A 2,784-nucleotide genomic window follows, 5' to 3' on the forward strand; every position below is an offset into this window, starting at 1 on the left:
CGGCCGCACGATGAAGAGCAAAAGTTAGCATGATCGTTACCATGTTCGGGAGTCACATAGGAGATCAGATCCTGGAAATCGGGAAAAGTGCCAATCAGTTCACAATATTTGTGTATAAGAGTCAGCCGCATTGCTACAGGAAATATCAGCTTTATATTTTAATTTATATCTGAAGCTAGATGAACGTATTTTAGGAAAAATAAATGAGCATAACATTTCGATTGGTACTTTCTTTGCTGATTTTTATGTCCACGTTATCCCATGCACATGAAGTGGGATTTCGTAAGGTGGAAGTGTCCTCATCAGAGACAAATAATAGTTTTCCGATGGTCTTGTTTTATCCAACCAGCAGCAAGCCAAAACTGGTTGAAATGGGGCCATTTAAAATGAATGTCGCCATAGGTGGGAACATATCAGCAGGCAAGTTCCCATTAGTCATGGTGTCCCATGGTTCGGGTAGCAGCAATTTATCATATAAAGATATAGCCGTTTCATTGGCAGCAAATGGCTTTATGGTTGCAATACCACTGCACCCCAAAAACAACTATATGGATAACTCACTAGAAGGATCTCTTGCCAATTATATAAACAGACCCAAGCATATTACCTCTGCACTGGATATGCTCCTTGGCACCCCAGGTTTAAATAGCCATATTGACTCAAATAAAGTCGCAGTGCTGGGCCACTCTGTTGGCGGCTATACTGCGCTCGCAGCCGCAGGCGGCATTGCAAACACCGGCGATTTAATCTCATTATGCCGCAGTAAACCATCGTTATCAGACCCATATTGTGGCCCGGTACGTGAGGGCACTATAACGCAAGAAATTATAAACAACACCAAAGATAATCGAATTAAAGCCCTGATATTAATGGCGCCAGTAGGTGCCCTGTTTGCGGCTAAAGACTCTCTCACTGAGATCGACATTCCAATCTTATTGCTGAGGGCTGAAAAAGATGAAGAGTTGACAGAACCATATAATTGCAAGCTAATCGAGAAGAACATTGTAGATCAAGGTAAACTAACCAGCATCACAATTGCCAATGCTGGGCATTACTCATTTTTAACACCATTTCCTGAATCTCTTAAATCAGAACTCGGCGCGATAGCACAAGATCCCGCAGGATTCGACCGAGAGGAATTTCAAAACACACTTGGCTTGCTCATTATTGATTATCTCAACTCAACACTGGGACAATCAAGGAGATAAGGAATGGAGAAATTTCTGCTGTGCTCCAAATTTTCCGCAGAGCACGGAGTTATACGGCCAGACTCTAAACTTACTCTAGATATATAAAAGTACACGAGGTAGTTATGTCTCTATATGATAGTAAGTATGAAGAATTTCTGTTTCAGAAAATTGATAATTCAGATTTGTTGTCCGGCTTTCTAATTGGACATCTTGTCATAGAGCATCTTCTCGAAGAAATAATAGCATCCTATGATCCAAAGCTTAAAATGCACTTTTCATCCTTAAGCCATAGCAGAAAGATTAACCTAATTAACTCACTTGGCCTAATACCAAACGGGGCGTCTAGCTGTCTTCAAGACATCAATAAAATGCGTAACAAATTTGCTCATGAGCTTGGCTACGAGCCAAATAAAGGTGAAATTAAAAATTTGATAAAAAAATGCAAAGACAATTTTTCTGATTTCACTGATGGCTTAGAACAGCTCCTTGGGGCTTTGGAAAACTGCGATAATCTCCAAGATACTTGTAACGACTATGGTTGTGGGTTAGCTGACCTTTTTATTCAGATAGTTTATGACTTAGAAGATTATGTACATGCTCCATTAGAAAAAAAACTGCCCCCCCTCTCGATAGCAGACTAGTCTGGTAAGGAGTGTGTCCTCTATCAGTCATGTCAGAAATACGAAGATCGCATGTCGGAAATTGAGAATGGAACTTCGTGGGATACAGTTAAAGTAATGCATAAAAAGTAACTGGAGCAAGAGCCAATTATTAGCTCGCATATAACCAATGGCTCAAGACAGACTTTCAATACGTCACGTTTCAGTTCTAATATTCCATAGTGACGACTATTGTATATGTATTGGTGATAGCACCTTGTCAGCTTGGTATCTGGGCAGCATACCTCAATCTAGTAGGAAAAAGTCATGAAGTATTCTTTGAACTGGCAATGCCCATTGCTCTCCATGAGCAAGCGGTTCTTTATATTTATTACATTGATGTTTGCAGGGGGCGTTGCGCTCAGCACATACAATACTCAACTAAATATGGAGCTGGGTGTCTGGCTCTTTTACCAATATCTTAAAATACTGCTAGCAGCCTTCGTTGTATTGTTCGTGATGGCTCAAGCGTCCAGATTGCTTTCAGTCGAATTGAAAGGTGAAGACGTTGTAGGTAGAAACCGCTTTTTCTGGAAAGTATCCATACCATATACCGAGATGATCGGTGTGAGTATGGGAAAATTACTCATAGTGGATTGCATGGTCATTCGTACTAACAGTCGCAAGAAGATTTACGTCCCTTTTGACTTGGACGACTTCTCAGATTTTTCGGATAAAATAGATGTAAAGTTACTGAATAACAAAAAATTGAAGAATGATGCGTAACCGGTCCCACTTTTCTATCTACCGTTATTTGTGTTAGAGATGATTTGCAGAGGTGTTGGTATTTCGTTCTTCCCCCCTTTAACACCTGTCTCTTGATCAGATCTTGATCCCCGAAGCCATCATCTCTTTGGCGGCAATAAAGCCGTCCAGTTTACTTTGCAGTGTTTGCCAGCCTTCCCAGAGTGAGCTCCAGCCTGCAATCCCTGTTC

At 40.9% G+C, this 2,784-nt stretch carries 3 protein-coding genes; all 3 read left to right on the forward strand.

Annotation, left to right across the window (positions count from 1 at the left end; all coding sequences use genetic code 11):
- The first annotated feature begins 203 nt into the window (after nt 1-203).
- A complete protein-coding gene (locus tag GWQ22_RS21150; protein WP_275931582.1) occupies nt 204-1,208 on the forward strand; it encodes a hypothetical protein in 1,005 nt (334 codons plus the stop codon).
- A 104-nt stretch (nt 1,209-1,312) separates the two neighbouring features.
- Nucleotides 1,313-1,831, forward strand: coding sequence for a hypothetical protein (locus tag GWQ22_RS21155; protein ID WP_275931583.1), 519 nt, complete (start codon nt 1,313-1,315; stop codon nt 1,829-1,831).
- A gap of 285 nt (nt 1,832-2,116) precedes the next feature.
- Complete coding sequence (locus tag GWQ22_RS21160) at nt 2,117-2,575, forward strand: hypothetical protein (RefSeq protein WP_275931584.1); 459 nt, start codon at nt 2,117-2,119, stop codon at nt 2,573-2,575.
- Nucleotides 2,576-2,784: the final 209 nt, after the last annotated feature.

Origin of the sequence: Aeromonas sp. 1HA1, from assembly GCF_029237385.1 — a bacterium.
Lineage (GTDB): Bacteria > Pseudomonadota > Gammaproteobacteria > Enterobacterales > Aeromonadaceae > Aeromonas > Aeromonas popoffii.